Origin of the sequence: Sphingopyxis panaciterrulae, assembly GCF_014199295.1 — a bacterium.
Lineage (GTDB): Bacteria > Pseudomonadota > Alphaproteobacteria > Sphingomonadales > Sphingomonadaceae > Sphingopyxis > Sphingopyxis panaciterrulae.
This window is the reverse complement of record NZ_JACIJH010000001.1, coordinates 795591-819482: the sequence shown is the minus strand read 5'-3', so window position 1 is coordinate 819482 and position 23892 is coordinate 795591. Positions and strand designations below refer to the sequence as shown.

The window sequence follows — 23892 nt, the reverse complement described above, 5'->3', positions numbered from 1 at the left end:
GATCGGCAACCGGCGCCGATTGCGATATCGGCTTACTTACCATAGTGTAAAAAAGCATTCCGCCCGCAAAGGACCCGTCCGCACCGATGAACAGCCCCTTTTCCTGGTCGACCGACTATCGCCACCCGACGCCATGGGACCAGGACTTTCCGCCGCTCTCGCTTCCCGACATGCTGGCGGCGAGCGTCGCGCGAAAGGGGGATGCGCCGATGCTCGATTTCATGGGGCGGCATTTCAGCTATCGCGAGGTCGCCGACGGCGTCGCGCGCGTCGCACGCGGGCTGCAGCAGCGCGGCATCGGCAAGGGCAGCCGCGTCGGCCTGTTCCTGCCCAATGTCCCGCATTATGTCGCCGCCTATTATGGCGCGCTCGCCGCAGGGGCGACGGTGGTCAATTTCTCGCCGCTCTACACGGTGGCCGAGCTCGAGGCGCAGGTCGAGGATTCGGGCACCGACCTGCTCTTCACGATCAGCGCCGCGGCGCTGTTGCCGACCGCGCTCGCGGTGCTCGACGGGTCGAGCCTCCGGCAGCTCGTCGTCGGGTCGGTCGCGGGCGGGCTTCCCGCCGCCAAGTCGGTGCTCTATCGCCTGTTCAAGCGGCGCGAGGTCGCGGCACTGCCCGACGATCCGCGCGTCATCCGCTTCTCCGCGCTCACCGACAATGACGGCCGGCCCGATCCGATCGCGATCGATGCGGAAAAGGATATCGCGCTGATCCAATATACCGGCGGCACCACCGGCACGCCGAAGGGCGCGAAACTCAGCCACCAGAATCTGACCGCCAATGCGCGGCAGGTGAACGTCATCGACCCCGATCACGGCGCGGACGACCGCATCCTGGGCGTGCTGCCCTTCTTCCATGTCTTCGCCAACACCTGCGTCCTCAACCGCACCGTTCTCAACGGCGGGATGATCGCGATGCTGCCGCGCTTCGACGCCAAGCAGGCGCTCGATGCGATCACGCGGACAAAGGCGACCGCGCTGCCCGGCGTGCCGACCATGTATCAGGCGCTGCTCGACCACCCCGACCTCGCGAAGACCGATTTTTCGAGCTTGCGCGTCTGCATCTCGGGCGGCGCGCCGATGCCTGCCGAATTGCGCGAGAAATTCATCGCCGCAACCGGCGCCTCACTGGTCGAGGGCTATGGCCTGACCGAAAGCTCGGGCGTCGTCGCGACCAATCCCTATGACGGGCCGGTCAAGGCGGGGACGATCGGCCAGCCGATCCCCGCGACCCATATTCGCCTGCTCGACAAGGAAGATCCGGACAAGGACGCGCCCGCCGGCGAGCCGGGCGAGCTGGCGGTCAAGGGGCCGCAGATCATGCAGGGGTACTGGAACCGGCCCGAAGCGGATAGCGACAGCTTCACCGCCGACGGCTGGCTGCGCACCGGCGACGTCGCGGCGATCGACGCCGAGGGCTATATCCGCATCGTCGACCGGCTGAAGGACATGATCGCGGTTGGCGGCTTCAAGGTCTATCCCAGCGTGATCGAGGCGCATCTGCACCAGCATCCCGCGGTCAAGGAAGCGATCGTGCTCGGCGTCCCCGACGCCTATCGCGGCGAGAGCCCGAAGGCGTTCGTCACGCTGGAGGACGGCTATGAGATATCGGGCGAGGCACTCGCCGCGTGGCTCAACCCGCAGCTCGGCAAGCATGAGCGGGTGAGCGCGATCGAGGTGCGCGCCGCGCTGCCCAAGACGATGATCGGCAAGCTCGACAGGAAAGCGCTACGCGCCGAAGCGGTGGGGTGACGGGCCGCCCCCCGGCTTTCGCCGGGGATCACCATCGTCCTGGTCTCAAGGGGATAAACACCGGCTCGACCCGGGGTCCGCTCGGCAATGCGGGACATATCAATCCAAACCGGACAGACCCTAATCCCGCCAGCTTCGCGCGGTCATCGCAACCGTCACCGGCGCGGACAGCGTCTCCGCATCGTCGCCGATCGCGAAACGATAATCCCCCTTCGCGATCGTCCAGCCGTCGCCGTTCCACGTCGCGAGCAGGCGCGGATCGATGGTCATTTCGACTGTCTGCTCGGCGCCCGGCGCCAGTTCGACGCGCCGGAAGCCGACCAGCCGCTGCATCGGCTGCCCGTCGCGCGACACGAGATAGAGCTGCGCCACCGTCGCGCCGGCCCGGTCGCCGCTGTTGCGGACGGTCAGGGTCGCGGTCGCGCCGTCGGTCCTGAGCCCGCTCGAAGCGAAGCGCGTATAGGAAAGCCCGTGGCCGAAGGGGAAGAGCGCCTTGGTCCCGGTCCGCGCGTTCCAGCGATAGCCCACGTCCGATCCCTCGTTCATCCGCACCGTGACACGGGTGTGCTCGGGCGTGCCATAGCTGGGGATAGTGGGGCGCGGCAGCGTGTCGGTCGCCGCGGGAAAGCTGATCGGCAGACGCCCCGACGGATTGACCTTGCCGGTCAGCACGTCGGCGATGGCGGCCGCCCCCTCCTGCCCCGGATACCAGGCGGCGACAACCGCCTTCACCTTGTCCAGCCAGGGCATGGCGACGGGATTGCCGGTTTCGAGCACGACGATGGTGTTGGGGTTGGCCGCGGCCACCGCCGCGACGATCGCGTCCTGCCCGCCGGGAAGCGACAGGTCGGGCGAATCGAAGCCCTCCGCCTCATATTTGCTGACGAAGACGATCGCGACGTCGGACCGCGCGGCGAGCGCGGCCGCATCCTGCGGATAGAGGCCGGGGTCGAAGCCGACCTTCGCCCCCGGCAGCCCCTCCTTCAGCGCGGCCAGCGGCGCGCCCGCGAACCAGCGTTCGACCCGCCAGGCGCCGATCGAGCCTTCGCCGCCGCCGACCGGGATCGAGGCCGCCCAGCCGGCGGGCGGCAGCCCCTGCGACGATCCGCCGCCCGACAGGACGCCGACATGGGCGTTGCGGCCGATCACCGCGACCGAACCGACGCTGGCGGCGAGCGGCAGGGCATCGCCGTCGTTTTTAAGGAGCACGATGCCCTGTTCGGCGATCTGCCGCGCGATCCGCGCGTGCGCGGCCATGTCGACCGCGGGCGCCGGCGGTGCATCGACCAGCCCGTTCGCCTTCATCGAGCGCAGGATGCGGCGCACCATGTCGGACAGGCGCGCCCGCGTCAGGCTGCCGTCGGCGAGCTTGGCCTTCAGCGGCGCGTCGAACCAGACCTGCTTGTCGAGCTGTTCGCCCGACTGCTGGTCGAGCCCACGCAGCGCGAAATCGGGGCCGGACACCGCGCCCCAGTCGGACATCACCCAGCCCTTGTAGCCCCAGTCCTGCTTGAGCACCTTGTTCAGCAGATGGTCGTTGCCGCAGGCCTTTTGCCCGTTGACCAGATTATAGGCGCACATGACCGACCCCGGCCGGCCGCGCTCGATCGCGATCTGAAAGGCGAGCAGGTCGCTTTCGCGGTGCGCGGCCTCGTCGATCTCGGCATTCCAGGTGTGGCGGTTGGTCTCGTTCGAATTGAGCGAGAAATGCTTGACCGTCGACACGACGCCCGCCGACTGCGCGCCGCGCACTGCTTCGGCGCCCATGATCCCCGAAAGCAGCGGATCTTCCGAAATATATTCGAAGTTGCGCCCGCCCCGCGGGTCGCGGACCAGGTTGATGCCGCCGCCCAGCAGCACGTTGAACCCCTTGGCACGCGCCTCGCTCGCCACCGCCCGCGCGCCCGCGAAGGCGAGGTCGGGGTTGAAGCTCGCGCCGATCGCGAGACCGGCAGGCAGGGCGGTCGCCGTATCCCCCTTGCGGATGCCGAAGGGGTTGGTGACCCCCAGGCTGGCATCGGTTTCGCGCAGCGACGGGATGCCGAGGCGCGCGATACCCGCGACATAGCCGGCGCCCGGCACCACGTCGTCGGGCCATTTCGCCTGCAATTCGGGATCGGCATAGGGTCCGATCGGAATCGGCATGAAGCCGTGGAGCAGGGTGAAGCGCTCGTCGTCGGTCATCCGGGCTTCGGTCGCCGCCGCCCAGGCATCGGCCGCCGCCTCGGCGCCGCTCGCAGCAGCGGCGGCAGCCGGTTCCTGCGCCGATGCCGTCACCGCCATGCTCCCCAACAGGACCGCCAGCGCCGTGGTCGCATATAGGCCTCGCTTCATTTTGCTATCCCCCTTGTGCATCGCGTCGACCAGTTTCGCTACCCGCCGGAACGGCGGTCGAAGAGGTCGGACAGGCGGCAGGTCAGCACGCCCGGTTGCGCCAGTTCGCCGGTGCCGTAGCGCGCCCATTGGTCGGCCCACAGCGCCTTCATCTCGGCGACCTTGGCCGGATAGCGGCCGGAAAGATCGGTGCTTTCCGAAAAATCGAGATCGAGGTCGAACAGCTCCCAGCGATCCTCAGCATAGGGCCGGTCGCAGTCGTGGATCGCGACCGCGCGCCAGCGGCCGCTGGTGATCGCGCGGTTTCCGCGCAGCTCGAAATATTGCACCTGGCGGCCGGGCGCCTTGCGGCTGGCCACGCTGGGCAGGAACGAGCGGCCCGCGACCGGAATCTGGGTCACGCCGTCGACGACGGGATCAAAGCGCGCGCCGGCGGCGTCCAGCAGCGTCGGGGCGATGTCGATGACGTCGACGAACTGCCGCCGGATCGCGCCGGGATCGTCGACATGGCGCGGCCAGTGAAAGATCATCGGCGTGCGCGTCCCGCCCGAATAGGGCCACAGCTTGTAGCGCCGCAGCGGCGTGTCGCCGACCATCGCCCACGGGCGCGGATATTCGGCCTGGGTCATCGCCGTCCCAAGCTCGTCAATGCGCGCGCGCTGTTCGGCCGGCGAAAGGCTGTTCTGGCGATAGAGGCCGTCGAAAAAGCCCTGCTGGCCCGCCTCGGACGCGGCGCCATTGTCGGACAGCAGGATGACGATGCTGTTATCGAGCAGCCCCTGGTCGCGCAGCCGATCGAGAACGCGGCCGATCTGCCGGTCGCAATGCTCGATGAAGCCGGCATAGACCGCCATATAGCGCGCGAAGACCGCCTTTTCGTCGTCGGACAGATCGTCCCACGCCCGGTCGCGCGGCGCGCGCGGCGGCAGCCGGGTGCTGGCGGGAATCAGCCCCATCCGCTTCATGCGGACGAAGCGCTCCTCGCGGATCGCATCCCACCCCTTTTCGTAGATCGCATCATAAGGCGCCGAATATTCGCGCGGCACCTGGATCGGCGAATGGGCGGTGCCGAAGGCGAGGTTCAGGAAAAAGGGCTGATCGCCCTTCTCCGCGACATGCGCATCGATCAGGCCGATCGCCTTGTCGGCCAGATCGACCGACAGGTGATAATCCTGGGGGAAATCCCGATGGACATAGGCATTATTCTCGACCAGTTCCGGCCGATACTGATCGGTCCAGCCGCGCGGGAAGCCATAAAAATAGTCGAAGCCGCGTTGCAGCGGCCAATTGTCGCGGCCCGCCTCCTCGCCCAGTTCGTCCATCGGGATCATGTGCCATTTCCCGACTGCCCAGGTGGCATAGCCGCGGCGCTGCAACGCCTGCGCCATCGTCTGGGCATTGTCCGGCATCCGGAACAGCCGCGCCATCTGCGGATCGCCCGGCATCACCGCCGCGACGTCGGGCACGTCGGGCATGTTGACCGTGTGGCAGTTGCGCCCGGTCAGCATCGACGCGCGGGTCGAGGCGCAGACCGCCTTGGTATCGAAATGGACGTAGCGCAGCCCGTCCGTCGCCAGCCTGTCGATCGCCGGGGTACGGATTTCGGCGCCGAAGCAGCCGATGTCCGAATAGCCGACATCGTCGAGCACGATGGTGACGATATTGGGCCGCGGCCCGGTGCCCCAGGCCGCGCGCGCCGACGCCGCGCGGCACAGCGTCGTCGTGGCGAGCAGGGTGCCGACGAAACGGCGACGCGAGAATTGCATGGCCCGGCTACTCCCTTTCCGCGGTTCAGAAGCGAACCGTCCCCTCGACCCCGAAGGTGCGGAAGGCGTCGGGCGTCAGCAACTGCGTATAGCCGGCCCCCGCCGCCGAGGTGTCGAGCAGGCCGGCGCCGATGAAGCTCGCGAAATGCCTGTTCGTCAGATTCTTGCCGAACAGCGACAGGCGATAGCGGCCGTCCTGCGTTTCCAGCGAAACCCGGCCGTTGAGCAGACCATAGCCCGGCTGGGCGGTATTCGGATCGCGATAGCCGAACAGCGTCTTCGAGCGCCAGGTGAAGGACAGATTGGCGCTGCCGCGCAGGTCGTTGCCGATGTCGGCGCCATAGTTGGCGTTCAGCGTCCACGCCCATTTCGGCGCGTTGGTCAGCGCTTCGCCGGTCACGTCCTGCCGGCCGCCGACGCAGCCCTGCGCCGCACTCTGGCCGGCATAGCAGCTCACGATCAGCCCGCGCACCTCGGTATCGGTAAAGGCGAGGTTGCCGGTCAGGCTCAGTCCGTCGGCCGGGCGCAGGATCGCCTCGACCTCGGCACCCTGGGTGATCAGCTTGCCGGCGTTGGTGAGCTGGAACGAGGTCAGGATCGCGCTGTAGGTCTGCGCTTGGAAATCGGTGAAGGTTTCATAGAAGCCCGTCACGTTCAGCGTCAGCATCCGGTCGAACAGCGTCGTGCGGATGCCGGCTTCCCAGTTGCGCGCGATCTCGGGCTTCAGCACCGCCAGCCCGGCATCGACCGTCACCGCCGTCAGATTGTTGAGCAGGTTGAGCGCCGGCCCCTTGTAGCCGCGCGTATAGGTGAAATAGGCCATGACGTCGGGCGTCGCCTGATATTGCACACCCAGTTTATAGCTGAGGTCGGTGTCGGTCGCCTTCAGCGTCGGCGCGACATAGGCCGGGCCGCCGAGGCTGGGCATCGCCGCGACCGCGCCCGGCAGAATCGTCCGGTCGAAATGCGCGACGGCCTGCTCCGACGTGAAGCGGAACCCGCCGATCAACGACAGGCTGTCGGTCAGATGCCCCGTCACCTGCCCGAAGGCGGCGACATTCTTTGTCGTGATGTCGCGGTCGACCTGATTGCCGAGATACAGGTCGCCGGGCAGGTTCACGACCAGCTTGCCCTTCACCTGCGTTCGGCTGACCACGTCCTGCCAGAAATAATAGAGGCCGGCGACATATTCGATCGGCTCGCCGGCAGGCGAGGTCAGGCGCAGTTCCTGGGTGAACTGGCGCTGCTTCTGGCGGGCATTGTTCAGGCTGATGACCGGCAGCGGAACCCCGTCGGGGTCGTTGTTGTCGAACACCTGGAATTCGCGATAGGCGGTGATCGAGGTGATCGTCTGGCCGCCGAGTTCGGTGTTGACCTCGACCGATGCGCCGCCGGTCTTCTGGTGATTGAAATAGTCGCCGTCGATCGTCACCTCGCGGTTGAGCGGCCCGAGTTGCTGGTCGGCGAGCAGGTCGGCGCGCGTTTCGCCGTTGTAATAGGTCGTCGTCGGCATCACCGACCGCACCGTCGAAACGCAGCAATTGCGATTGCTCTCGCCATAATCGCCGATCACATAGATGGAGGTGACGTCGCTCGGCTCGAACAGCAGCTTCCCGCGCACGCCCCAACTGTCGTTGTCGTTGAGCTTGCGCCCGTCGGCGGTGTTGGTGATGATCCCGTCCGCCTTCGACCGGAATCCCGACAGGCGGAGCGCCGCGCGTCCCTGATCGAGCACCACCGATCCCGTCGCCTTCAACCGGACATCGTCGAACGTGCCATAGCTCGCCGACGCCTCCAGGCTCGAATCATAGAGGTCCGGCTTTCCGGTGACGACGTTGAGCGCGCCGGCCGAGCTGTTCTTGCCGAACAGCGTTCCCTGCGGGCCGCGCAGCACCTCGATCCGCTCGATATCGTTGAAGTCGAAGAAGGACGCCGCCGAGCGGCCGATGACGACGCCGTCGATCACCGTCGAAACCGAAGGCTCGACCCCGTCGGAGAAGTTGAGCGTGCCGATGCCGCGGATCGACAGCCCCTGCCCGCGCGTGTTCGCGCTGTTGGTGAAGCCGATCGACGGCGACACCTGAGACAGTTGCTCGAGGCCGCTGACCCGGTTGTCCGAAAGGGCCGATGCCGACAGCACCGAGACCGAAACCGGCACATTCTGCAGATTCTGTTCGCGCTTTTGCGCGGTGACGACGATCTCGTCGCCCATCGCCGCGTCGCCCGCAGCCGTCCCTCCCGGAGCGGACTGGCTGTCCTGCGCATGGGCGCCCACGGAAACGGACAGCGCCGCAGCGGCGGTGCCCAGCCAGAATGCCTTGCGACGATAATTCATTCGATCCTCCCCTGTCGTGCCGCCCGATGGCTCGTCCCGTCGATTTGAGACAACGTTGTCTCAAGACTTTACGGACGTATCGGCCGGGCGTCAACAGCGCTTGGAGGAGACCGAAGGATCGAAGATCGAGCGCGGCGCGGATTGCAGAAGAACGACCCGAGCTTGTCGCTATGTATCTAACCACGAGACACGAACGGGCACGAGAGTCCGCCCGATGCAGGACCTTATGAATCGGGAGGGGCGGAAACGATCGACAGGCGATGATCGGCATTTCATAACCTTGTCATTCCCGCGAAAGCGGGAATCTAGAGCGTGCGTAGGCTAACCCAACCCCTGGATTCCCGCTTTCGCGGGAATGACAAAATGGGGTGAATGGCCGCTTCCCACCCCAAAGCGGACATCAAAGGCAATTTGTCTCACCTCACCTCCGCAATCTCCCCCGCCCGGTCGCCGAGCAGATAGCGCGGCCCGGCGCCGCGCTGCGCTGCCTTGTCCTGTACGTTGTAGAGCCCGCATTTCTTCAGCGACAGGCAGCCGCAGCCGATGCACTGGTCGAGCAATTCGCGCGTGCGTTCGAGCGCCGAAATCCGCGCGTCGATCCGCGCGCGCAGAGCGGTGCTGATCCGCGTCCAGTCGGCGGCGTTCGGTGTCCGCTGTGCCGGGAGCCGCGCCAGTTCCAGGGCGATCTCCTCGAGGCTGAGCCCAAGCTGCTGCGCAATCAGGATGAACGACACGCGGCGAATATCGGCGCGCAGGAAGCGTCGCTGCCCACCGCTGCTGCGCAGCGACGCGATCAGCCCCTTCGCCTCGTAGAAGCGGATCGCCGACACCGCGACACCGGTGCGCGCCGCCAGCTCGCCGATCGCGATCACATCGGTGCGGTGCATCGGATCTTTCCTCCATGGCGTTGCGGCCCCGGCGAAGGCCGGGATCGTAAGGACGAACAAGCCTATTGATCTAAACCTCACTTGAGATTGCATAATGCCGCGCGTCAACCCGAATCAGGAGAATATCGTGAGGTCCCCGTTCATCGAGCATGTAAATGTCACCGTCAGCGACCCCGAACGCACCGCGCGCCTGCTGTCGGCGATCTTCGGCTGGCACGAACGCTGGCGCGGCCCCGCCCGCGACGGCGGTACGACCATCCACGTCGGCAGCGACCGCGCCTATCTGGCTCTCTACACCGGCCCAGACGGCGAGCATGCCGACCGGCGTTACCCGAAGGGCGAGCCGCTCAACCATGTCGGGGTGCAAGTCGACGATCTCGACGCGACCGAAGACCGGGTGAAGGCGGTCGGCCTCGCCCCCTTCGCCCACGCCGACTACGCCCCCGGCCGCCGCTTCTATTTCCTCGACCCCGACGGCATCGAATATGAAGTGGTCAGCTATGCCTGAGTTCCAAATTTTACGACGCAACGCCAGCGACTGGACACCCGTTCTTGCTCAGGCAATAAGATCGCATGAACGCATGGTTCGCCCGACATTTTGCGTGGCATGGCTACACCAGCCGCGACGAGTATCGCCGGTGGCTCTCGTTGATTATTCCTGCTGAAATTCTGCTGCTTGCCGCCATTTGGTTATATGGCAGTCGCGGAACAGTCCATTTCTCGTCCACGCCTTTGGGTTTGACTTTTTTCGTCGTCGGCCTTGCTTATCTCATTGGCCTGTTCATCTTGACCGCGCGCCGATTTCGATCGGCGGGTATCTCACGGGGCTGGTTGATCCTGACGGTTCTGGCGATCGTCATTCCGATCGGGCCCTATTATTGGAATGTCTCGGCGACAGCCATGCTGCTCGCCATTTGCGCCGCAGCCGTCACAGCGGATGTCCCGGAGAACGAACGCATCTATTAGAGCGACGGCAATTTGATCCGCCCCCCCTCGAACCGGAACCCATCCTCGCGGTCGCGCGCCAGCAGCGCGGGGCCGTCGAGGTCGACCCAGCGCGCGCGTTGCGCGAGAACGAAGGCCGGCGCGATCGCGAGGCTGGTCGACAGCATGCAGCCGACCATGATGCCCAGCCCCGCGGCATCGGCCGCATCGGCGAGGCGCAGCGCCTCGGTCAGCCCGCCTGCCTTGTCGAGCTTGATGTTCACCCCGTCATAGAAGGTGCCGATCCGCGCGATGTCGGCGGCGGTATGACAGCTTTCGTCGGCGACGAAGGGCAGTGGGGCGTAGATGCCGTCGAGCAGCGCGTCGGTACCCACCGGCACCGGCTGTTCGATCAGTTCGACCCCCAGTTCGGCAAGCGCCTCGGCCTCGCCGAGCAGGTCGAGCTGCCCCCAGCTTTCATTGGCGTCGACGATCAGCCGCGCGTCGGGCGCGCCGTCGCGCACCGCGGCGACCCGCGCCCGATCACCCTCGCCGGTCAGCTTGAGCTTGAGCAGCCGCCACCCCTCGCTCGCCGCCGCCAACGCCTGGGCCGCCATCCGATCGGGCGCGGCGAGCGAGATGGTGAAGGCGGTCGTCCGCGGCGTCGGCGGCGCGTCGAGCCCGGCGAGATGCCAGAGCGACAGGCCGCGCTGCCGCGTCTCCAGATCCCACAGCGCGCAATCGAGCGCGTTGCGCGCCGCGCCGGCCCCGAGCAGGTCCTGCACCGCCGCCCGCGCCTCGGCCGCGTCCAGGTCCGAAAGATGCGGCGCGACGCGCAGCAACTGGTCGCGGCATCCCGCCGCCGCCTCGCCCTGATAAGCGATCGGCGTGCCCTCGCCGCGCCCGATCGCGCCGTCCGCCTCGACCTCGGCGACGACGACGTCGACATGATCCGTGGCCCCGCGCGCAATCACGAATTCGCCCGCGACCGGCCAGCGTTCGACGCGCACGCTTTTCAGTTGGATCGTCATCGGGTGTAACCCTAATATGCCGCGACATGCCCGGCAAATCCCTTTCCGAACGCATCGCCGACCTCGGCCACCGTCTCGCCGTCGAGGCGCATGCCGCCTGGCTCGCCGCCCGCGACCCGCGCACCCCACCGCTCGCGCGCCTGCTCGCCGTCGCGGTCGCCGCCTACGCGCTGTCGCCGATCGACCTGATTCCGGATTTCATCCTCGTGCTCGGCTGGCTCGACGACCTGATCCTCGTGCCGATCGGCCTGTGGGCGGTGCGGCGCCTGATCCCCGACCCGCTCTGGGCCGACCTCCACGCCGCCGCCGAAGCCGCAGGCAACCGCCCCTCGAGCCGCGCCGGCATGATCGCCGTCCTGCTGATCTGGGCAGGGCTGCTCACCATCCTCTACTGGAGCGTACGAACGTCGCCCTGGCATTGAACGCGTCGTTCGAAACGAACGGTTCGAGCGGCCGTTTTGGGGTGGTGAGCGGATATTGCATAACTCGTCGCCCCCGCGAAGGCGGGGGCCGCTGGAGGCTTATTCCTGCGCCGCTGCGTAAGACGACGGCGGCCCCCGCCTTCGCGGGGGCTACGGCTGTTATCGGCCGAAACCCGCCATTCTCACCCGTTGCTGCGAATCCACTCCTCCACCACCGGTGCGATCTCCTCGCGCCATTTGCGGCCGTTGAAGATGCCGTAATGGCCGACGCCCTTCGCCATCAGATATTTCTTCTTGGCCGCCGGCAGAGACTTGGCGAGCGTCAGCGCCGCCTTGGTCTGGCCGATTCCCGATATATCGTCGCGTTCGCCCTCGATGGCGAGCAGCCCGATATCGGCGATCGCGTTCGGATCGACCGCCTTGCCGCGATGCTCGAACGCGCCCCTGGGCAGCAGGTGGCGCTGGAACACCGCGTCGACCGTCTGCAGATAGAATTCGGCGGTCATGTCGCAGACCGAGCGATATTCGTCATAGAATAGCTTGGTCTTGTCGGCGCTCTCGCCATCGCCGTCGACCAGATGCTTGAACATCTCCCAATGGCTCATCATGTGGTTGCCCAGGTTCATCGCCATGAAGCCGGCAAGCTGAAGGAAGCCCGGATAGACGCGGCGCCCGGCGCCCGGATACCAGGCGGGCACGGTGGCGATGACATTTTCCTGGAACCAGGCATAGGGCCGCGTCGTCGCATGCTGGTTGACCGCGGTCGGCGCCTTGCGGGTGTCGATCGGCCCGCCCATCATCGTCAGCGTCCGCGGCCGGCACGCGTGCTTCGACGCCGCCATGACCGCCGCGGCGGCATAGCAGGGCACCGACGGCTGGCACACCGCCAGCACATGCGCGCCCGGCCCGATATGCTCGAGCCACGCGATCAGATAGTCGATATAATCGTCGAGATCGAACTTGCCGGCTTGCAGCGGCACGTTGCGCGCGTCGCGCCAGTCGGTGATCCAGACGTCGTGCCCCGGCAGCATCCGCTCGACCGTGCCGCGCAGCAGCGTCGCATAATGGCCCGACATCGGCGCGACGATCAGCAGCTTGGGCGCGGCCCCCGCTCCTTTTGGCGTGCCCTTGTGCTTGAAATGCTTGAGCTGGCCGAAGGGCTTGCGCGCCTCGACCGCTTCCGACACCCGCACCGTCTCACCGTCCACCACCGTTTCGTAGAGGTCGAAGGCGGGCTTGCCGCGCGGCGCCGCGGCGTGGGCGAACACCTCAAGCGCCGAAGCGAACAGCGGGCTGGCGCCGAAATAGCCGAGCGGGTTGGCGGGGTGCTGCATCGCCTGCGCCCCCGCGGTGGCGAGCGCGCTCGCCCCCGCAAGCCAGGATTTCTGCATGTCGAAAGCGTGATAAAGCATCGAAGGTCCTTGCGTCCGGTCGGACGCTCTGCCGGCGCCCTGTTTCGGCCGGCATGTTAGGGCATCGATCTCATTGTGCAACGCATCATTTCGTCCTGCTTCAAGCGACGTGAAGCGGGGCGCGATTATGCGGCGTTGAGCGGCGGCGCCCCGGCTGCTAGGGCGATGCGCGATGGCGACCGCACCCGACCAAAAAGCCCCTTCCGCCCAGCCCCCGGAGCCGCGTCCCCGCAAGCTCGGCAGCCTGCGGATGATCTGGCGCTATGCGAGCCGCTATCCGTTCCAGGTCATCGTCGCGGCGGTCGCGCTCGGCATCGCGGCGCTCGCGACGCTTGCGATCCCCTGGCAGTTCAAGGCGATGATCGACAGCGGCTTCGTCGCCGGCGGTGGCGATGTCGCGCCGCATTTCCGCCTTTTCTATGTCATCGTCCTCGCCCTCGCACTCGCCACCGCGCTGCGCTTCTATTTCGTGAGCTGGCTCGGCGAGCGCACCGTCGCCGACATCCGCCAGGCGGTGCAGCGCAACCTGCTCCGCCTCGCCCCCGGCTTCTTCGAGGAAAACCGCCCGTCGGAGATCGCCTCGCGCATGACGTCGGATACCGCGATCATCGAACAGGTCGTCGGCACCACCGTCTCGGTCGCGCTGCGCAATCTGGTCATGGGCGTCGGCGGCATCGTCTATCTCTTCACCCTGTCGCCGACGCTGACCGGCGGCATATTGATCGGCATCCCGGTCATCATCATGCCGATCGTGCTGCTCGGGCGGCGGCTCCAGACCATTTCGCGCACCAGCCAGGACAGGGTCGCCGACATCGGCGCCACGACGTCCGAGCAACTCGGCGCGATGAAGATCGTCCAGGCCTTCGGGCAGGAAGCGCGCGAGGCCGAACGCTTCGGCAGCGCGGTCGAAAGCAATTTCGCGACCGCGAAGCGCCGCATCCGCCTGCGCGCGCTCATCACCGCGACCGTCATCGGCCTGCTCTTCGGCGCGATCACGACCCTGCTCTGGTACGGGGCCGAGGGCGTCGCGGCGGGGACGATCACCGGCGGCACCATCGCCGCCTTCGTGCTGACCGGCGGTCTCGTCGCCGGTGCGTTCGGCGCGCTCACCGAAGTCTATGGCGACCTGCTGCGCGCGGCCGGCGCCGCCGAGCGGCTGAGCGAGCTGCTCCACGCCGAACCCGCCATCGCCCCGCCGGCCGACCCGCTGCCCCTGCCCGAGCCGCCGATGGGCACGCTCGAATTCGCGGGCGTCGAATTCCGCTATCCGACGCGCCCCGACACCGCCGCGCTCCACGATTTCTCGCTCGCCATCCGGCCGCGCGAGACGGTCGCGATCGTCGGCCCGTCGGGCGCCGGCAAGTCGACCCTCTTCCAGCTCGCCGAGCGCTTCTACGACCCGCAGGCGGGCGAGATCCGCCTCGATGGCGTGCCGCTGACCGCCGCCGACCCCGCCGCCATCCGCGCGCGCATCGCGATGGTGCCGCAGGAAACGGTGATCTTCGCCGCCTCGGCGCGCGACAATCTGCGCTACGGCAACTGGACAGCGACCGACGAGGAACTGTGGGAGGCGGCGCGCGCCGCCAACGCCGAGGAGTTCCTGCGCAAGCTGCCGCAGGGACTCGACACCTTCATGGGCGAGGGCGGCGCCCGATTGTCGGGCGGCCAGCGCCAGCGCATCGCCATCGCCCGCGCCCTGCTGCGCCGCGCGCCGCTGCTGCTGCTCGACGAAGCGACCTCGGCGCTCGACGCCGAATCCGAACGGCTGGTGCAGGACGCGCTCGAGGCGCTGATGCACGACCGCACGACGATCGTCATCGCGCACCGCCTCGCCACCGTGCGCGCCGCCGACCGCATCGTCGTGATGGACGAAGGCCGCATCGTCGAAGAGGGTCGCCACGACGACCTCGTCGCCGCCGACGGCCTCTACGCCCGCCTCGCGCGCCTGCAATTCCAGGATAATCTCGCCGTCGCCTGACCGGCCGCACAGGAGTTTCCGACATGCTGCACAGCCTGACCGTTCCCGCCTGGCGCAACGCGCTGACCGCGCTGTCCGGCCAGCTCGCCAAGGCCCTGACCTGGGGCGAGAGCAATGGCGTCGGCGAGTTGCAGTTGCTCGCGGCGCGCCTCGCGCCCGACATGTTCCCGCTCGCCACCCAGATCCGCTTCTCCTGCGGCCAGGCGCTTCAGGCCGCCACCCGCCTCGGCGCGAGCGGCGCGCCCGATTTCGCCGATGATGCGTCCGATTTCGCGGGAATGCAGGCGCAGATCGCGCAGACGCTCGCCTGGCTCGACGCACTCGATCCCGCGGCGTTCGGCGACGACGCCGACCGGCCGGTCGAATTCTCGCTGCCGAACGGCATGGTCTTCGACCTCCGCGCCCTCGACTATGTCCGCGACTGGGCGCTGCCTCAGTTTTATTTTCACATCGTCGCCGCCTATGCGATCCTGCGCCACATGGGCGTGCCGCTCGGCAAGGCCGATTATGCCAGCTACATGATGCAGCATCTGCGGCCGGGAACCGCGCCCGCCGCCTGATCGATCCCGACCGTCGACCCGCGCCCCGGTGCGCGGATGCGGAGCATCGAGCGGCTTCGCGTCCCTCCTCGATTTCGCCGCGCCGCCGCGTGGCCCATCTTCTTCGGCCGCGAATGCGCGCCCCCTCTAGCCGCCCGGACCTGCGCCACGCAGAGGTCCGGCCATCCCCCCGAAACAGGCTTGTATGACGACAAAGAAAGGGCGGCACCTTTCGATGCCGCCCCTCTTTTTCATCCAGTCCCTGTCGGGAATGGAAACCGGTCTTACATGCCCGAACCCGGACCGTAAGTGATTTCCACGCGACGGTTCTGGTCGTTGCGGACGCCATCGGCGGTCGCAACGGCCGGACGGGTCTCGCCGAACGCTTCGGTCGTGACCGCCGTATCGGCAACGCCGCGGGCCGTCAGATAGGCCTTCACGGCATCGGCGCGACGCTGCGACAGACCGACGTTGTACGTGGCCGAACCCGAACGGTCGGCGTGACCGGCGAGCATGACCTGCTGACCGCTGCAGCCCTGGTTGTAGGCGCTGATCGCATTGTCCAGCGTCGAAGCCGCTTCGGGCGTGATCGCCGACTGATCCCAGTCGAAGTACACGATGTACGGCCCAGGCTCGCAGACCACCGGCGGCGGAGGCGGCGGGGGCGGCGGGGGGGGCGGCGGAGGCGGCGGGGGCGGCGGGGGCGGCGGGGGCGGAGCTTCCGCGCCACCGAAGTTGTAGGTCAGCGTGCCCAGGATCGAGTGCGAACGGAAGCGCGTCGAAACGTCGCGACCGGCCTGATCGACCAGATCCAGACCGCTGGCGTTGAAGAAACGATACTTCAGGCCGGCGTCCCAGTTCTTGGTGAGCGGCGCGCGGATACCCGCGATCGCCTGCCAGGCGAAGCCCGTGTCCGAATCGTCGATGAACGGGCCGGCGAAGACCGGCGCGAAATCGACGCGCGCGACACCGGCACCACCGCCGACGAAGCCCTGCAGGCCATCGTCGTCGCCGAAGTCGAACATGCCGTTGACCATGAAGCTCAGGGCGTTCGAATCGCCGTTCAGCGGCGTCGAGCCGACAAACGAGCCCGTGCCATTGGCCTGCGAGGGAATCCCCGGCGCAACGAAGCGGCCTTCCTTGATGTCGGCTTCGCGATAGCCAACCTCGACTTCCGCGCGGAACGCGCCGAAGTCATAGCCGACGGTACCTTCGAAATCATAGCCTTTACGATGTTCGACGGTGCCGGCATTATCGATGGAGCCGATGTCGAGGTCCATGTCCTCGACGAGCATCACACCACCGCCGACTCCCACATACCAGGAGTTGTCGCGCGCAAGGGCAGGCGACGCAAGGGCAGTGGAGGCCAACGCCACGGCGACGGCAAGCTTCCTCATAATAGATTCCCCTTTCAATTGAGATTTACGTCTCGTCAGACGTCCTACTCGTCGCTTTGGTTCCACGCAAGCCAACAAATCGCCAATCTGTTGCCAAAAAGCCGCACTTTGTGCATCGCGAAACCGAAAATCAGCCTGCAATCAGAAGGCCATGCGCCGATAGATGCAAAATCAGCGCATCGATCGCGGCGCGCGCTTCGGAGTCGACGATCGCACCGCCCAAGGGACTCGCGACCGCCTCCGGCCCCCTCCAGCCGCTCCCGTCGAAACGGAGCCAGCCTCCGTCGGACAGGCGCAACAGCCGCATCCCGGCGCGCGGTTCGACGAAGCGCCATCCGCCTGCGGTATAAACCGCGATCATTCCAGCGGCTTCGGTCCAATCCCCGGTCGGCGCGCCGCCGACCAGCCAGCCGTGCCCGGCCGTCGGCGCTGACGGCGGATCGTCCTGCGGCCCGGCCTCGATCACCGGCTGGACCAGCGCGTCGAGCAGGGTCAGCGCCTCATTGTGCGTGATCTCCTTCTGCGCCTGCGCGGCGGCGAGGAGCGGAAGCCGGAAGCGCGCGGTCGTCGGCAGATCGGTCATCGGGATTTTCCTTTACGTCAGGGGAAGGATCAGCGGCGGCGAAAGCCCGAAATCGCCGACCTGGCGGATGTCGAGCGCCGTGCCCGGCGGCAGCGCGGCAAGCATCGCCGCGTCGAGGGAAAGCGACGCCTCGCCCGGTTCCCACGGGCCGACGCCGGCGACCGCGGGCAGCGTCGCAACCCGGTAAAGCTCGCGGCTTTCGCCCAGCGCCAGGTCGATCCCATCGCGCCAGCCGGTGTCGAGGCGGCTGCGGCGCGTCCATGCGGCGGTCACCCCGCCCGCGCCGTCGGGCGTCATGCGCCCCTGCACCGGCGACAGCGGCCGCAACGCCTGCGCCGCTGCGGGAATCGGAACCTCGGTCACCGCCGTGCCGTTGCGATCCGCCCATTGCAGCACCGCCGCTCCGCTCGCGGCCCAGCCCGCGATCTCGGTAGGGACGGGCAGCAGCGCCGGATCGTCGAGCAACACGAAGGGCGTGCCCGTCCCATGCGCCGCCGCAACCTCGGTCCCCGCACGCCCGCGCAGCAGCCGTGTCAGCCGCCACAGCGCCGGGCCGAGCTGCTCGGCGCCGCCGAACTGCACCAGTTCGTTCCCGATCATGGCGCGATTGGCGCCGGCGAGCAGCATCGCCTCGCTCACCGATTCCAGCGTCATCGACGGATTGACCAGGGTGACGAGCGCCGCATGCGCCCGATCGATCAGGAAGGCGCTTCCGGCCTCCAGCGGCGCGGCGAGCGCCCCCAGCGCCGCCGCGGGCCGCACCGACCCCAGCGCGACCGGCTCGGCATCGGGGGCGGGCACGACCCAGCAATCGGCGCCGCGCCAGCCATCGTTGCTCCCCGCCGCCGCGACGACCAGCCGCGGCGTGGCGGCAACCGGGCTGCCGATCGACGGCAGGTCGAACAGCCGCACCGCGCCTTCGGCATCGGGCCAGTCGGGCGCCGTCACCGGCGCCCCCGGATCGGCCGCGACCGCCGCTGCATCCAGCGGCTGATACCGGCAAAGCTCGATCTCGATCCCGGCGCCCTTCACCCGGCGCCGCGCGAGCCGCCAGATCGTCCCGTCCGCCAGCACCACCCGCCCACCGACCGGCAGCGCCAGCGCCGCCAGATCGGCCTGCCACACGCAGGTTTCGCGTCCGTCGGCGGCGGCCGCGGCAAGCTGCCGCGCCAGTCCGCGCGCCGCATCGGCCGCCAGCACCGCCGGCAGGTCGATCGCCTCCTCGCGCGCGCCGCCGCCCGCCACGGCGCTCGCCTGCTGCCCCAGTTGATAGTCGCGCTCGGGCGCATAATGGCGCAGCCGGATCGTGCCCGGCAGCGCCGCGAGCGGCGCGCGGCGCTGCTCGATCCGGTCGCGCGCCGCCTCGCGGCTTCGCGCCTCGCGGAAATCGGCCAGCGCCAGCGCATCGCCCGCCAGGCTCGTCGGCGCCAGCCGCCAGCCGTCGGGCGCGCTCGCCAGCCGCGTCCCGTCGGCCGCGAACAACGGCGCCAGCGCCTCGCGCACCCGGTCGCCCGACGCCGCATAGCCGCCGAACGGCCAGCGGCCGAGGCAACGCCCCGTCTCGCCAAGCAGCGTATCGCCGACCAGCCCGGCGTCGATATCGCCCGCATCCGCCTCGACCTCGAAGGTCAGCGACGGGATGCGATTGCCGAAACTGCCGAGTTCCAGCTCCTCGAACACCGCATAGGCCAGCCCGCGAAATGCGCTCGCGCTGCCCGCGCCGACCGCCGACGCGATCAGCGGATCGACCGCCTGGTCCTCGCTGCCGTCATGCCAGCGAAAGGTGCAGCGCTCCCTGAAACTCCCGCTCGCGCCGCGCAGCAGATTGCCGTCGGCCCAGATCCGCCCGATCCTGCGCACGCGCCGCGACGACAGCGCCACCGCCAGCGACACCGCATAGCTATATTCGGTCACCGACGGCCGCCCCTTGCCGCCGCCGCTCTTCGTCCGCCGCTCGATCAGGTCGGTCGCCCAGACCACGCTGCCCGCGACGCGCATCGTTCCGAACAGCCGCGGAATCTGCTGGCCATAGGTCGACGCCTGCACCTTCAGGTCGGCCAGCCGCGGCCCCTCGCGGCCCTTGGGCGCAAAGATCGCCGCATCCGCCTGCCGCCCGATCGCCGCCCCCAGCGCCGCCCCGACCGGCCCACCGACGATCCCGCCGACCACCGTCAGCACCAAAGTCGCCATCGCACCCCTCCCGATCACCCGAATTTCCCCTCCCGCCTGCGGGAGGGGCAGCGAGACTTGGCAGCTTGCTGCCTAGTCGCAGCAGGGTGGGCCTGCCCTGAGCCGCCACCGCACCACGTCACCCAAAGCGCCCAGCGGCGTCTCGACCACCCGCCGCAGCCCGGCATGGGCGTGAACGAAGCTCTCCGCCCCGATCACCCCCAGATGAAACTGCCCCGCCGCCAGCGCGATCAGCCCGACATCGCCGCTTCGCGCGTCCCCCGCCGGCGCAAAGCTCGCCGCGACCAGTGCCGCCTCGACCCGCTCGCGTGCCCACCCACGCAGCGGATAATCGGCCGGCCGCACCAGCCTCCGCCCCGCCGCGGCATAGGCCGCCCACACCAGCCCCACGCAGTCGAGCCCGGTCGCCGGATCGCATCCCTGCCGCCGAAATCGCACCCCGACCATCGCCCGCGCCGCCGCAAAGGCCCGCACGCCCGGCTCATCCACCGGGATAGCGCGTCAGCAGGTCGTTGCCGGGAAGCTGCGCCTCGCCGCGAAAATTGACGGCATTGCCGAACCGCGCCCGGCACGTCGCAAGCTGCTTGTCGCACCCTTCGACCAGTCGTACCCGCACCGGCGCTCCGACATCGAAGGGCGGCACCTCGGCCAGCGCCAGCACGGCCCCCGCCTCGCCGATCACGGGGCTCGCCAGCCCGCAAGCGGGGCCTTCCATCCACATCAACTCGCCGAACGTCATCGCGCCCGCGGGCGCCGCGCTGTCGAGCGTCACCGCGCGCCCGTCGACCGCGACGACGCGCCGTATATGCGTGCGCGGCGCCAGGTCGACCCGGCACCCCCGGTCGCCGAGCGCCGCGCGGCACGAAGGCGAGGTTGCCGGGCACACCGGCCCGTCGAGCGCCCGCACCACGCCCTGCAATTCCGCCGCAAAGGCCGCGCCGCGCCGCTCGACCGCGCCCAGCGTCCCGCGCGCCACGGTCACCGGCGCCGCTTCGGGCGCGCTCCAGTCGGTCACGAACAGCGCCAGCGCCGCCCCGTCCCAACGCCCCGCGTCGAGGTCGCGCGCCGCGATCGCGTCGCTCGCGATCGCACCCTCCAGGTCGAGCGTTCCGGTCTCGATCGCGTCGCTCGTTTCGACCGCCGACGGCTTCATCCCCGGCGCCGCGCGATAATATATGCCGCCGACCGTCAGGTCGCGGTCGTGCGAGGTCAGCCCGACGACCACCCCGTCGCGCCGCGACAGCCGCCAGCACCAGGCGAGCGTCACCAGCTCCTCGCGCAGCCAGTCGGGCGCAGCGTCCATCACCATGGCGCCCGCACCTCGACCAGCGGCACGCTCGCCAGTTCGCCCGCCAGAAAGGTCGCGCGGCTCGCCTCCAGCCGATCCTCGGCAAAGCGCACCGGCACGTCGAACTGAAAGCCCGCGCGCACCTCCGCCCCCACCGCCGGCGCCGCGTCGAGCAGCAGCTCGCCCGCGTCCGTCAGCGAAAAGGCCGCCGTCTCGACCCCGTCGACCGCCACCCGCACGCTGCCCGCGACCGGCAGCCGGATGCGGCGTTCCTGCACCGCCTCGCCTGCGCCATACAGCTTGACCAGCGCGAACTGCCGCCGGCTGCCGTCGCCGAAGCCGAGCCGCTGGTCGGTCGGCCCCGGCGCCCCGCCGTCGACGGCCGAACTCTGGTCGAACGGATCGCGAAAGCGGAACGCCCGCGCCGCTCCGCGGCGGGCGCGGAAGAAATCCGTCAGTGCCCGCACATCCGCCTCGGAGCGCAGCCCCGGCCCCGCGTCGTAGCGCATCCGCGCCTCGGCCCATTCGCTCGCGCGCTGCTCGTGGCCAGAAGGCGAGCTGACGATCTGGGTCGAGAATTCGGTGACGACCAGCGCCTCGCGTCCGATCGCGAGCGGAAAGTCCACCGCATCATATGCCTGCACATCCGCCTCCTCATCCTCGCCATCGAAGGCCGTTAACCCGTCGCGCGCGACCTGCGGCAGCGCCCAGACGAACGTCCGCGCCACCCCCGCCCGCCGCGCCGCCGCGGCGGCCTCGGCGATCGGCGCCCACAGCGCCCGATCCTCGCCTTTCAGCACGAACCCCGCGAAATAATGCTGGTCCCCCGGCGGATAGCCGAGCCGGGCGATCATCGCCGCGCGCGCGCCCGCGGTCTCGGCCCCGCGCCCGCCGGTCACCCAGTCATAATCCTCGAGCTGCAGCACATCGAACGCCGGCGCCGCCCAGCCCAATGGCACATTGGCGCGCCGCAGTTCGGGCGCCGCCGGGTCGAGCACGCTCGGCAGGAAGACGAGCAGATAGCTGACCAGCCCCGCCTCCCCCGCCGCATCGCGCGCCGCCGCGACCAGCGCCGCGGTCGATGCCGCCAGCAGCCCGCCCAGCGCATCGAGCATCGCCCGCTGCCCCGCGTCGAGGGGGCCGCGCACATCGGCAATCGCCACGCTCGCCGCCCCCAGCGCCGTCGTCGTCGCATCGTCATAGGCACAGATGCGCGCGTCCTCGGCCACCCACCACCAAGGCTCGCCGACCTGGAACCTGACCGCCAGCTCCGCCGCGACCGCGATTCCCACGAAGGCACGCGCCGCCGCCTGCAACCACGCCATCGCCGCCGCATTCGCCGGCGACAGCAGGGTCGAGGGCGGCACCCATCCGGTCAGCGCCGGCGCGCCCGCCGCATCGCGCTGCTTCCAGTCCGCGGGGCAATAGGCATCGAACAGTTCATAGGACAGCGACCAGATCAGCCCCAGCCCCGCCGCCTTGCATTCCCCGGCCAGCGCCGCGTGCCACGCCGCCGCCGGCGCGTTGAGAACCCCGCCCGCCGCGTTGACCGCAAAGCCGCCGCCCGCCGCCGTCAGCCGCATGAAATGGCTCATCCCGACATAATGAACGACATCGCCGCGATAGCCGAGCCCGACGACCTGCCGCACCACCCGCGCCGGGGTCAGGTGGTAGCAATCGTCATAGCCGTTCGCGATTCCCAGCCCATGCTCGGGCAGCACCGCGTCGCCGATCGCCAGCACCGACCCCGAACCGGTGCAGGCGATGTCGCGCATCTCGGCCCACCCCTCGGCCGGCGCCGCCAGCACGCCCTCGCTCAGGTCGTAATCGGGCGCGACCAGCGACACGAACATCCGGTCGATATCGCCCGCCCACACCGGGTCCGCCTCGCCCGGCAGCAGGAAGCCGCCGTCGAGCGCATCGAAATCGAGGGTAACGACCGCATCCTCGGCCGCCCCCACGGCATAGTTCCACAGCCGCACATACCAGGCGCGCGGCGCGCCGCCCGCATCGCGCCCCTCGATGGTCAGCGTCGGCCCGTGCAGCGCGTCGAGCGGCTTCACCCCGTCCGACCGCCATCGGAACCGCAACTGCGTATGCCGGAAATCGCGGCCGGTCTCATAGGCGAGCAGCGGATGATCCCAGCGATCCTCGGCCTCCCAGATCAGCCCTGCCAGGTCCTGCCTGTTATGGAACACCGCCTCGACGCGCAGCGCATCGGGCGCCGTCGCCACCACGCTCGCCATCATCGGCCGCGCGAAATCGACGGTCCAGAACCGCGGGTCGAAGCGCTTGACCCAGCCCTTCCTGTGATGCGGTTCGGCCGCCACCAGCGCCCAGCCCATCAGTCCGTCCCCTCGGCCACCGCCCGCCGCACCGCGCGCGCCAGTTGCCGCCCCGTCTGCGCCAGCCGCTGCGGCTCGCTCGCCGCGCCGCCCTGTACATTCACCGTGATCGCGATGTTGCGCGCGCCGCCGGCCCCCGCGGTCTCGATCCGCCCGCTCGCCGCCGGCACGAACAGCTCGGGGCCGTTTTCGCCGACGCGATAGGCGCGCCCGGCGCTCACCGGCCCGCCCGTCGCCCGCCCCGGCGCGCCGAGCAGCGACAGTGCCGCGCCCAGCCCGCCCCCGCCGACCAGCGCGCCCAGCCCGCCCGAAATCGCCGAACGCGCGATCTCGTTCATCACCGACAGCGCCAGCCGCTTCAGATCCTCGAACCCCAGCTTGCCGCTCAGCACCGCGCGCGACAGCGCCCGTTCGATCCCGCGCCCCGCGGCGTCGGCCGCCGATACCAGCGGCCCCGCCAATTCGTCGCGCATCGCGGCGATATCGCGGCGAAAGCCGTCGGTGTCGGCGCGCACCGCGACGACCATCTCATCCACCTCATCCATCGGGACATCGCTCCATCATCGCGGTCAGGCCGCCGCGGTCGATTCCGCCCGCCTCCGCCTCGGGCGCCAGCACCGCCGCGATATCGGCGGGCGTCGCGGCCCAGACCTCACCCGGCCGCCACCCCGCGACCCGCGCCATCACCCCCACCAGCCGCAGCGCGA

At 69.0% G+C, this 23892-nt stretch carries 20 protein-coding genes; 6 read left to right on the top strand and 14 right to left on the bottom strand.

Translation table 11 applies throughout. The features are described from left to right. The first annotated feature begins 86 nt into the window (after positions 1 to 86). Positions 87 to 1754 (top strand): AMP-binding protein, encoded by a 1668-nt coding sequence (locus FHR21_RS03850; RefSeq protein WP_184095423.1) that lies wholly within the window; start codon positions 87 to 89, stop codon positions 1752 to 1754. Positions 1755 to 1874: 120 nt separating this feature from the next. On the opposite strand, the gene FHR21_RS03845 is transcribed toward FHR21_RS03850, so the two are convergent. From FHR21_RS03845 to soxR, 4 genes are all read right to left on the bottom strand, one after another. Beyond that, positions 1875 to 4088 carry a beta-glucosidase gene (locus FHR21_RS03845; protein ID WP_221234967.1) on the bottom strand — a complete coding sequence of 738 codons (2214 nt, stop codon included), beginning with the start codon at positions 4086 to 4088 and terminating at the stop codon, positions 1875 to 1877. Between the two features lie 38 nt (positions 4089 to 4126). Beyond that, positions 4127 to 5854, bottom strand: a complete 1728-nt coding sequence (locus tag FHR21_RS03840; RefSeq protein ID WP_184095421.1) for an arylsulfatase — start codon at positions 5852 to 5854, stop codon at positions 4127 to 4129. A 25-nt stretch (positions 5855 to 5879) separates the two neighbouring features. Next, a complete protein-coding gene (locus tag FHR21_RS03835; RefSeq protein ID WP_184095419.1) occupies positions 5880 to 8189 on the bottom strand; it encodes a TonB-dependent receptor in 2310 nt (769 codons plus the stop codon). A gap of 416 nt (positions 8190 to 8605) precedes the next feature. Further along, entirely contained in the window at positions 8606 to 9076 is a 471-nt protein-coding gene (soxR, locus tag FHR21_RS03830) for a redox-sensitive transcriptional activator SoxR (protein ID WP_184095417.1), read from the bottom strand. A gap of 127 nt (positions 9077 to 9203) precedes the next feature. On the opposite strand from soxR, the gene FHR21_RS03825 reads away from it, so the two are divergent. Further along, entirely contained in the window at positions 9204 to 9584 is a 381-nt protein-coding gene (locus FHR21_RS03825) for a VOC family protein (RefSeq protein ID WP_184095415.1), read from the top strand. Between the two features lie 65 nt (positions 9585 to 9649). Continuing rightward, complete coding sequence (locus tag FHR21_RS03820) at positions 9650 to 10042, top strand: DUF805 domain-containing protein (protein WP_184095414.1); 393 nt, start codon at positions 9650 to 9652, stop codon at positions 10040 to 10042. Here the strand turns inward: FHR21_RS03820 and FHR21_RS03815 are convergent. After that, complete coding sequence (locus FHR21_RS03815; protein WP_184095412.1) at positions 10039 to 11031, bottom strand: dipeptide epimerase; 993 nt, start codon at positions 11029 to 11031, stop codon at positions 10039 to 10041. The two genes, FHR21_RS03820 and FHR21_RS03815, sit on opposite strands and share 4 nt — an antisense overlap. A gap of 26 nt (positions 11032 to 11057) precedes the next feature. Between FHR21_RS03815 and FHR21_RS03810 the strand changes: the two genes are divergently transcribed. Beyond that, positions 11058 to 11453, top strand: coding sequence for a YkvA family protein (locus FHR21_RS03810; RefSeq protein WP_184095410.1), 396 nt, complete (start codon positions 11058 to 11060; stop codon positions 11451 to 11453). Positions 11454 to 11635: 182 nt separating this feature from the next. Here FHR21_RS03810 and FHR21_RS03805 read toward each other — a convergent pair whose 3' ends face one another. Continuing rightward, on the bottom strand, positions 11636 to 12865 hold the full coding sequence (locus FHR21_RS03805; RefSeq protein ID WP_184095408.1) for a polyhydroxyalkanoate depolymerase: 1230 nt from the start codon (positions 12863 to 12865) through the stop codon (positions 11636 to 11638). Positions 12866 to 13037: 172 nt separating this feature from the next. Here FHR21_RS03805 and FHR21_RS03800 point away from each other — a divergent pair, with 172 nt between their 5' ends. Together FHR21_RS03800 and FHR21_RS03795 are read left to right on the top strand one after the other, a co-directional pair. Continuing rightward, on the top strand, positions 13038 to 14843 hold the full coding sequence (locus tag FHR21_RS03800; RefSeq protein ID WP_184095406.1) for an ABC transporter transmembrane domain-containing protein: 1806 nt from the start codon (positions 13038 to 13040) through the stop codon (positions 14841 to 14843). A gap of 23 nt (positions 14844 to 14866) precedes the next feature. After that, positions 14867 to 15403 carry a DUF1993 domain-containing protein gene (locus FHR21_RS03795; RefSeq protein WP_184095404.1) on the top strand — a complete coding sequence of 179 codons (537 nt, stop codon included), beginning with the start codon at positions 14867 to 14869 and terminating at the stop codon, positions 15401 to 15403. Between the two features lie 263 nt (positions 15404 to 15666). On the opposite strand, the gene FHR21_RS03790 is transcribed toward FHR21_RS03795, so the two are convergent. From FHR21_RS03790 to FHR21_RS20790, 8 genes are all read right to left on the bottom strand, one after another. Next, a complete protein-coding gene (locus FHR21_RS03790; protein ID WP_184095402.1) occupies positions 15667 to 16779 on the bottom strand; it encodes an OmpA family protein in 1113 nt (370 codons plus the stop codon). A gap of 130 nt (positions 16780 to 16909) precedes the next feature. Beyond that, positions 16910 to 17362 (bottom strand): DUF2793 domain-containing protein, encoded by a 453-nt coding sequence (locus FHR21_RS03785; RefSeq protein WP_184095400.1) that lies wholly within the window; start codon positions 17360 to 17362, stop codon positions 16910 to 16912. Between the two features lie 12 nt (positions 17363 to 17374). Beyond that, entirely contained in the window at positions 17375 to 19552 is a 2178-nt protein-coding gene (locus FHR21_RS03780) for a phage tail protein (protein WP_184095398.1), read from the bottom strand. Positions 19553 to 19624: 72 nt separating this feature from the next. Continuing rightward, complete coding sequence (locus FHR21_RS03775; protein ID WP_338113046.1) at positions 19625 to 20041, bottom strand: NlpC/P60 family protein; 417 nt, start codon at positions 20039 to 20041, stop codon at positions 19625 to 19627. Beyond that, positions 20034 to 20861 carry a DUF2163 domain-containing protein gene (locus tag FHR21_RS03770; protein WP_184095396.1) on the bottom strand — a complete coding sequence of 276 codons (828 nt, stop codon included), beginning with the start codon at positions 20859 to 20861 and terminating at the stop codon, positions 20034 to 20036. Before FHR21_RS03770 ends, FHR21_RS03775 begins: the two co-directional genes overlap by 8 nt. Further along, positions 20855 to 23185 carry a DUF2460 domain-containing protein gene (locus FHR21_RS03765; protein ID WP_184095394.1) on the bottom strand — a complete coding sequence of 777 codons (2331 nt, stop codon included), beginning with the start codon at positions 23183 to 23185 and terminating at the stop codon, positions 20855 to 20857. The genes FHR21_RS03770 and FHR21_RS03765 overlap by 7 nt, the downstream gene beginning before the upstream one ends. Continuing rightward, positions 23185 to 23730, bottom strand: coding sequence for a tail tape measure protein (locus FHR21_RS03760; RefSeq protein ID WP_184095392.1), 546 nt, complete (start codon positions 23728 to 23730; stop codon positions 23185 to 23187). The genes FHR21_RS03765 and FHR21_RS03760 overlap by 1 nt, the downstream gene beginning before the upstream one ends. After that, positions 23723 to 23869: a phage tail assembly chaperone gene (locus FHR21_RS20790; protein ID WP_246427010.1), complete on the bottom strand. Its 147-nt coding sequence runs from the start codon at positions 23867 to 23869 to the stop codon at positions 23723 to 23725. The genes FHR21_RS03760 and FHR21_RS20790 overlap by 8 nt, the downstream gene beginning before the upstream one ends. Between the last annotated feature and the right edge of the window lie 23 nt (positions 23870 to 23892).

Bases quoted from the DNA above. Each gene is read 5' to 3' on its own strand.
- FHR21_RS03850 (WP_184095423.1), top strand. From the start codon at position 87: ATGAACAGCCCCTTTTCCTGGTCGACCGACTATCGCCACCCGACGCCA.
- FHR21_RS03845 (WP_221234967.1), bottom strand. From the start codon at position 4,088: ATGAAGCGAGGCCTATATGCGACCACGGCGCTGGCGGTCCTGTTGGGG.
- FHR21_RS03840 (WP_184095421.1), bottom strand. From the start codon at position 5,854: ATGCAATTCTCGCGTCGCCGTTTCGTCGGCACCCTGCTCGCCACGACG.
- FHR21_RS03835 (WP_184095419.1), bottom strand. From the start codon at position 8,189: ATGAATTATCGTCGCAAGGCATTCTGGCTGGGCACCGCCGCTGCGGCG.
- soxR (WP_184095417.1), bottom strand. From the start codon at position 9,076: ATGCACCGCACCGATGTGATCGCGATCGGCGAGCTGGCGGCGCGCACC.
- FHR21_RS03820 (WP_184095414.1), top strand. From the start codon at position 9,650: ATGAACGCATGGTTCGCCCGACATTTTGCGTGGCATGGCTACACCAGC.
- FHR21_RS03815 (WP_184095412.1), bottom strand. From the start codon at position 11,031: ATGACGATCCAACTGAAAAGCGTGCGCGTCGAACGCTGGCCGGTCGCG.
- FHR21_RS03810 (WP_184095410.1), top strand. From the start codon at position 11,058: ATGCCCGGCAAATCCCTTTCCGAACGCATCGCCGACCTCGGCCACCGT.
- FHR21_RS03805 (WP_184095408.1), bottom strand. From the start codon at position 12,865: ATGCTTTATCACGCTTTCGACATGCAGAAATCCTGGCTTGCGGGGGCG.
- FHR21_RS03800 (WP_184095406.1), top strand. From the start codon at position 13,038: ATGGCGACCGCACCCGACCAAAAAGCCCCTTCCGCCCAGCCCCCGGAG.
- FHR21_RS03795 (WP_184095404.1), top strand. From the start codon at position 14,867: ATGCTGCACAGCCTGACCGTTCCCGCCTGGCGCAACGCGCTGACCGCG.
- FHR21_RS03790 (WP_184095402.1), bottom strand. From the start codon at position 16,779: ATGAGGAAGCTTGCCGTCGCCGTGGCGTTGGCCTCCACTGCCCTTGCG.
- FHR21_RS03785 (WP_184095400.1), bottom strand. From the start codon at position 17,362: ATGACCGATCTGCCGACGACCGCGCGCTTCCGGCTTCCGCTCCTCGCC.
- FHR21_RS03780 (WP_184095398.1), bottom strand. From the start codon at position 19,552: ATGGCGACTTTGGTGCTGACGGTGGTCGGCGGGATCGTCGGTGGGCCG.
- FHR21_RS03770 (WP_184095396.1), bottom strand. From the start codon at position 20,861: ATGGTGATGGACGCTGCGCCCGACTGGCTGCGCGAGGAGCTGGTGACG.
- FHR21_RS03765 (WP_184095394.1), bottom strand. From the start codon at position 23,185: ATGGGCTGGGCGCTGGTGGCGGCCGAACCGCATCACAGGAAGGGCTGG.
- FHR21_RS03760 (WP_184095392.1), bottom strand. From the start codon at position 23,730: ATGGATGAGGTGGATGAGATGGTCGTCGCGGTGCGCGCCGACACCGAC.
- FHR21_RS20790 (WP_246427010.1), bottom strand. From the start codon at position 23,869: ATGGCGCGGGTCGCGGGGTGGCGGCCGGGTGAGGTCTGGGCCGCGACG.